7 protein-coding genes are annotated in these 6,596 nt (G+C 48.8%); all 7 read right to left on the reverse strand.

Features of this window, described 5'->3' with window-relative positions:
- Positions 1-270: 270 nt before the first annotated feature.
- The gene (locus tag OCV64_RS15975; protein ID WP_262670541.1) at positions 271-1,041 is read right to left on the reverse strand and encodes a helix-turn-helix domain-containing protein; all 771 of its coding nucleotides are present in this window, start codon (positions 1,039-1,041) and stop codon (positions 271-273) included.
- Between the two features lie 55 nt (positions 1,042-1,096).
- Positions 1,097-2,383: a nickel-dependent lactate racemase family protein gene (locus tag OCV64_RS15980; RefSeq protein ID WP_262670542.1), complete on the reverse strand. Its 1,287-nt coding sequence runs from the start codon at positions 2,381-2,383 to the stop codon at positions 1,097-1,099.
- Positions 2,384-2,458: 75 nt separating this feature from the next.
- The gene (locus OCV64_RS15985; RefSeq protein ID WP_262670543.1) at positions 2,459-2,950 is read right to left on the reverse strand and encodes a pyridoxamine 5'-phosphate oxidase family protein; all 492 of its coding nucleotides are present in this window, start codon (positions 2,948-2,950) and stop codon (positions 2,459-2,461) included.
- Between the two features lie 163 nt (positions 2,951-3,113).
- Positions 3,114-4,394, reverse strand: coding sequence for a TRAP transporter large permease (locus OCV64_RS15990; protein ID WP_186853410.1), 1,281 nt, complete (start codon positions 4,392-4,394; stop codon positions 3,114-3,116).
- A complete protein-coding gene (locus OCV64_RS15995; RefSeq protein ID WP_262670544.1) occupies positions 4,391-4,888 on the reverse strand; it encodes a TRAP transporter small permease in 498 nt (165 codons plus the stop codon). The genes OCV64_RS15990 and OCV64_RS15995 overlap by 4 nt, the downstream gene beginning before the upstream one ends.
- 143 nt (positions 4,889-5,031) lie before the next feature.
- Entirely contained in the window at positions 5,032-6,093 is a 1,062-nt protein-coding gene (locus tag OCV64_RS16000; RefSeq protein ID WP_262670545.1) for a TRAP transporter substrate-binding protein, read from the reverse strand.
- A 300-nt stretch (positions 6,094-6,393) separates the two neighbouring features.
- Positions 6,394-6,596, reverse strand: a 203-nt coding sequence (locus OCV64_RS16005) for a hypothetical protein (protein ID WP_262670546.1), incomplete at its 5' end; no start/stop codon positions are given.

A 6,596-nucleotide genomic window follows, 5' to 3' on the forward strand; every position in this document is an offset into this window, starting at 1 on the left:
ACCGGATGCCATATCCAGAATCTTCCGGCCATCCTCCGTATACAGATAACAGCCTTCTCCCCTTACAACACAGGGCGTTGTCTCCGCGTGCATCGCCATTGGGGGCAGGAGTACCTTGCTTCTCTCATGCTGAGTCATAAACGTCAATCCTTTCTATTCATTATTGTTTGGGTCTTAAGAAATTTCTTTAAACATGCTTCATTAACTTGGCCACATTGTATCATCTGAGGAAAAAGAAAGATTGTAAAAAGTGGACATATCATCCAGTCCCTAGACGACCAAGCCAACCTTGCTGCGGCATACCTGATTCAAAAAAGAACTTGGGGTCATAGAAGTATATTGTTTGAAGTCATGGATAAAGTGAGGCTGGTCGTAGTAGCCAAGATCAACAATGACATCCATTATATCGGTATACTCTAAATAAGTGATGGCAGTTTGGGCTCGAATGATATCAGAGTATTTTTTGAGCGAGAGGCCAAAATGGCATTTAAAAATGTTGCTGATATAACGTTGACTATATCCCAAGGTACTTGTCATGTCTGATACCTTCAAGGTGCCAGGGGAATTAACGATCAATTTGGCTACGCAGTTGGCGATTATATGGATTGGAACGGTCTGCTGTCTGTAGAAGAATCGGCGTGTAGCCTCAACCATACTGAGGAAGTCAGGCATCTCCCCCAATTCCTGCTCAAAGGAACCGGTATCAAGAAATTCAGAAAGCGGGATGCGATTGCCCACCAGAGAGGCAGCATCCTGCTTCAAAAACTTAAAATGGATACCCGGCTGCAACTTCAGGCCAAAACAACGGCAGCAGGAACTGATGAGGGATTTTTTTCCCTGGAGAAAGCTCCCACATACATATCCACGGCAGACATTGCTCTCCCATGTGAATTGCAGATCGACACAGCCGTCAGGAATGGCAATAATATCAATTTTTTTAGGATTTTCCAGCAGATATGCCTTTTCAAAGACCGGATCATCCAGCAGGACTTCCTGATAGCCAATCTGATGGCGGTTGATATAAAATGTCTTGAAATTCACATATGTACCCCCCAGGTGATGTTCAGGCTACATAAACGCCCATAAAGGGTATAGGTTAATCTTCTAAAAGAGGAATCACTTCGCCGCCTTCTCCAATTATAAGGAGGAAAGGATCTTCAAATCTTTCTAGCGCCTGTTGCAGGGCCTGCTGTAAATTGGCTGGAGAACAATGGGACATTTGCCCACGCCGGCAATCTTCTGGCAGCAGGCCGTCAGTCACCAGCGTGACGTTTGAATGTCGAACTACTCGGCCCATACTCACACCTACCGCCATAGTAAGCAGATCCTCTCCAGTATTTTGGGAAGCAATGCGGTGGGAGAGAACCTCTGTTCCGTTTTCCAATGCCATATAATCCAGTATCTGGGGATGGGGTCCTACTCCTTCGGTACAGGCGGCCAAAAGAAGGAACTCGCCCCCCTTTGCGATCACACGAGTAGGACCATAGGCCGCTTTTCCACACTGCCAGAAATCGATGTCGATGGGGTAAGCAGAGGCCAGCACCACATCAGGCCGTTGCTTCAAAGATACACCGCACACAGCCTGGGCATAGGATACCGCCTTCCGGTGGGCATGGATATAATGCCCTGCTACTGCGCGATACAGATTCATATTCTCGTCCAACACGGTGTTGATAATGTAGTGTAAGCCTATATTTTTGGTCCACTCCTCCACTGCCAGACGAACAGGACATTCCACCATGCCTAGAAGCACCTCATCCCGAAGTCCCTGCATGACATGGAACTCAGAGACAATATCGGCAGAAGTAATACCAGGATAGAGGATCTTCGCGCCGCCTGACCAGCCCATACAGCCGTGTGGCACCACATTTCCAATGCCGATACGTATATCTGCCTCCATAGCTGGCTTATATACCCGGATTGGCGTGCCTAATTCGCTAGTGCCAACCTGGGTGAGCATATCGGGATTCTCAAATTCGCTGTTGAGAATTTGGTAGCGGTCCACAATATCCTGTCCGAATTTGGCTGCAATTTCCTCTTGTGTCAGGGGCCGGTGGCTGCCCAGCGCAATGACAATAAAAATATCACGTCGAAGGATCCCAGCCCCTTCAATGCGGGGCAGGAGTTCCTGGAGTATGGTTCGGACAGGTGTCACGCGGGTATTGTCATCACTGATGATACAAACCCTTTGGCCAGGTCGAAGCAGGTTTTCGATCCGAGGCGCGCCGATAGGGTGGTCCAGCGCATCCCGAATCAGTCCGCCGTAATCAGTTACTTTTTCTGTCTGATTTAGTCGGGCATATTGAAATCGAATACCGTCCGGGATGCGGACAGTATAGCTCTTGTTTCCGCAGCGCAACGCAATACATCTGTCATCGTTCATAAGAAGCGTCCCCAATAATGGTAAAATTCAAATATGAACTGTGAAAGCTGTCGACCAAAGGTTCAGGAATACTTGTCAACAGTTCACTGGTCTCTTTTTTTGCTTGCCCCTGGCCTCCGCAATATCAACGCGCCAGACAGAGGTGGCGGCGAGGGTAGACTGTATGGCGTGGCTGAAGCCAGACATATGCTCAGGCATTAACTTTTCACACAGCAAACGCAGAGCTTCAATCATTTCCGCCTGGTCCGTGACCTCAACGGCGGTGCCAGTAACGATGGCAGACTGAAAATAGGTGGTATATGTGTTGGGCGCGACAAATTCCGGCTCGTCCCCCCCTACGAAAGTAATGCACACATTGGGGTTGGCGTGCAGCAGGTCCAGCTTTCTCCCTCCCGCCTTGGCGCAGTGGAAGTAGAGGCAGTTGCCATTTCGAACAAAGGAGAGGGGCAGACAATAGGGAAATGCCTCGCTGGTATGAATAGACATAACGCCATGAGAGCAGTGGTCAATCAAGGACAGCGCAAATTCTTCCCCCTGTTCCCGATCGCTTCTTCGCATTGGATACATAACAGCTCCTCCTCAAAACAGAAATATGTCACAGTGTCACAAAACCGCGTGGAATATCCTTTGCCCAGATTGGATGGAAACAAAGCCGGAGGAAAGCGCAGGGCAATCCAACAGCTTTGTTTCCACCAATCATACATGCGCAGGAGCACACATCAAACAGGTTTTAGGATAGCAGCCAGACTAGAGCCATCGAGATGGGTTCGATGTAGGCAATGAGCAGCAGGCAGACAAACATGGCGGCCAAGAATGGGATAGCGGCCTTAGAGACCTCCTCTATCTTCAGCTTTGCAACAGCGGAGGCCACAAACAGATTCACACCGTAGGGAGGTGTTACAAAACCGATGGCCAGCGCTACAGTCATCATAATGCCGAAGTGGACAGGGTCCATTCCAACCGCCTTAACCATGGGCAGGAACACAGGGGTCAGGATCAGGCAGGAGGAAATATTGTCTACAAAACATCCCACCACCAGCAGAATGACGATGATCAGAGCAATAATGGCGATCTTGGAGGAGACCGCGCTGAGGACCACATTGGCTACCTTGGCCGGGATCTGTTCCATGGTCAAATAGGCCGCGAAGGACATGGAGAACCCTAGCGCCAACCCTGTGAAGCCGTTCATATCGGCGGTGCTGCGGTAAGATTCGTATACAATCTTCCAAGTCAGCTCATGGTAAACAAATTTCCCTACGAACAGAGAATAAACAGTGGCAACCACCGCGGCCTCTGTCGGGGTAAAAATACCACCATAGATGCCTCCCAGAATAATGACGGGGGCCATCAGTGCGGGCAGGGAGTCCAAAAAGACCTTCAGGAAACTCTCATCGTTCTTGGTACGCTCAATTCCCTTATAACCGCGCTTTTTAGAAATAACCCAACAGACAATCATCAGGCCAATGCCAATCAGAATGCCTGGAATAAAGCCCGCCTTGAACATATCACCCACAGAGGTGCCGGAAGCAACGCCGTAGATCACAAAGGGGATAGACGGGGGGATGATGACGCCAATCGTACCAGCTGTGGCAGTCAAACCAGTGGAAAAGGCCCGGTCATAGCCCCGCTTTTCCATCTCTGGCAGCATGATGGAGCCCATGGCGGTCACAGTAGCAGGGCCGGAGCCAGAGATGGCCGCAAAAAACATACAGCCGATGACGGTAGCCATGCCCAAGCCACCGGTAAACTTACCCACCGCGGCGTCGGCAAGATTGACGATACGTCTGGCGATACCGCCCAGAGCCATCAAATTGCCCGCCAACATGAAGAAGGGAATGGCGATCAGCGTAAAGGAGTCCAGACCAGTAAACGCTTTCTGGGCCACCATCACAGGGCCAATGTTGCTGGTCAGGCAGATGGTCAGCGATGTGGCCACGCCCAGAGCGACGCCGATCGGCACACTCAGCATGATCAGCACAAAAAACACGCCAAACAGAAGCAGAATGTTCATTCAGCGGCCCCTCCTTCCACAGTTTTTTTGCCGATAAGACTCTTAATTGTTGTTTCGATCAGACGTATGCTCATGAGCACCATTCCGACAGGAATGGAGGCGTAACAAATCTGCATGGGAATACGCAGGGCAGTAGATTTCTGCCCAAAAGCGGCAATCGTCTGGACTGCGGCCATGCCTTGAATAAAGACAAAGACAGCGAAGCCGATCCAGATGGCAGTAACAAACAATTCAAGGATTTTCTGTCCTTTAGGGGAGAGGCGATCCTTTATCATGGTGATGCGGAGATGAGTGCCGTTGCGGGCAGCATAACTCACACCCAGCCAGGTCTGCCACACATAGAGATAGCGCACAGCCTCTTCAGACCAGGATGGCGCGTCTTTAAATAGGAAACGCATCACAACCTGATAGAAAATCAGGGCGGTGCTAATCATCAAAGAAGGGACCAAAATATATTCCTCTAAATGATCCCAAATTTTAACCAAGGTTTTCATGTATTGAGCCCCCATAATAACGGCGTAGACAAGGAAATGCCTTTACCGAGTTCTGTTAATTGGTAAAGTGGGCGGGGATGCCTGCCGGCATCCCCGCCCGCAACAGGAGACATTACTCAAGTAATTTGCGATAATATATTTCTTTAATTATCTCGAATCTGAACCGCCATCTCGTAGATCTCAGGATCAATCATATTCTTGATGTCCTCTAGTTCCCAAACAGACTTGGTCGCCTCACGCATCTCTTCGACCATTGCGGTGTCGGGATGGATAAATTCCACCCCAGCCTCGGCCATAGTGGCTTCCAGTTCCTCTTCCATCTCCGTGTTCAAACGGCGCTGATTCTCCATCGCGTACTTTGACCCATCCTCTACGACCTTCTGCAAGTCAGCGGGCAGGCTCTGCCAAAACGCCTCGGAGAAAACCATAGCGTTGGCAGCATAGATGTGGCCGGTGTATGTATAGTAGGGCTGAACCTCATACAGTTTAGCAGTGTAGGTCAGCACTACGCCGTTGTCCTGCCCTTCAACAACGCCCTGGGACAGACCGGTGTACAACTCGGAGAAAGCCATGGGAGTAGGAGAAACTCCTAGTGCGTCGTAAGTAGCAATATTAACAGGGGACTCCATAACACGAATCTTCATATTCTTCATATCCGCCAGGGAAGTTATGGGGCGGACTTTATTGGAGATGTTGCGGAAAGCGTTTTCGCCGTAGGCCAGCAAACGCATACCGACATTGGGGAGGTTCTCGGCCAGTTTGGCGCCAAACTCACCGTCTAACTGCTCATAGGCATCTTCCTTGCTGCTGAAAAGGAAGGGCAAGTCACACACAGCATAGTTGGGCTCAAAGTTGGCTAAAGTAGACATGGGTCCAAAAGAGCACTGCACTGTATTCAGCTGCAGGGCTTCAAACAGCTCACGGTCGCCACCCAAAACCGAATTGTTCTGTACATCTACCCGGATACGGCCGTTGGAGTTCTCCTCAACATAAGGCTTAAAATACTCTATCAGGGCGATACCGGAGGCAGAGTCGTCCTGAATGGTAGAACCGACAATCAAAGTAAATTCAGGATCAGAAGTGGTGCCGCTCGTTCCGCCAGCGTTGGAAGCGCTGGATGTGCTGGGTTTTTGGGTGTTGCCGCATGCAGCCAGACTCAGCATCATGGCACAGGCTAGAAGCATGGAAATGGTCTTTCTCTTCATTTTTGTTCATCCTCCTCATTACATTTAGATCGGTTTTGGTTGATATACACTCTGGGGAAGCTTCCGGCCCATAAACCCAAGGAAGGAGCAGATTTGGACGGCCTGTTTACATTGGACTGGATTCTCCCACAGAAAGTACGATGACAGGAAACATATCAGAATTGGTCTGACTATGCCACAATTCTGCGGCTTCATGAGGATGCCAAGGTATTAGAAAATATACTCTTTTCAAAAGGTAATTATGTAGTGTTCTGTAATATAGTGTTCTGTATACAAACATGTAGAATATAGCCAAAAATATCAGGGAAGTTCAAAAAGACAATAGCACAAACGACATTTATCTGTCAAGAGATAAAAAGATATCAAAAAATATTTTACTATTTCTAAAAAAATTATCCAAGATTTTTGTTGGTTGATTGTAAAATGAAGTTGGACACCTAAGAAAAAATCCATAGTGATTTTCCCCACATGGTAGAATGAAGTTTGCACACAACTTCTTCCAA

The organism is Muriventricola aceti, from assembly GCF_025567565.1.
Lineage (GTDB): Bacteria > Bacillota > Clostridia > Oscillospirales > Oscillospiraceae > Lawsonibacter > Lawsonibacter aceti.

Bases quoted from the DNA above. Each gene is read 5' to 3' on its own strand.
- OCV64_RS15980 (WP_262670542.1), bottom strand. From the start codon at position 2,383: ATGAACGATGACAGATGTATTGCGTTGCGCTGCGGAAACAAGAGCTAT.
- OCV64_RS15985 (WP_262670543.1), bottom strand. From the start codon at position 2,950: ATGTATCCAATGCGAAGAAGCGATCGGGAACAGGGGGAAGAATTTGCG.
- OCV64_RS15990 (WP_186853410.1), bottom strand. From the start codon at position 4,394: ATGAACATTCTGCTTCTGTTTGGCGTGTTTTTTGTGCTGATCATGCTG.
- OCV64_RS15995 (WP_262670544.1), bottom strand. From the start codon at position 4,888: ATGAAAACCTTGGTTAAAATTTGGGATCATTTAGAGGAATATATTTTG.
- OCV64_RS16000 (WP_262670545.1), bottom strand. From the start codon at position 6,093: ATGAAGAGAAAGACCATTTCCATGCTTCTAGCCTGTGCCATGATGCTG.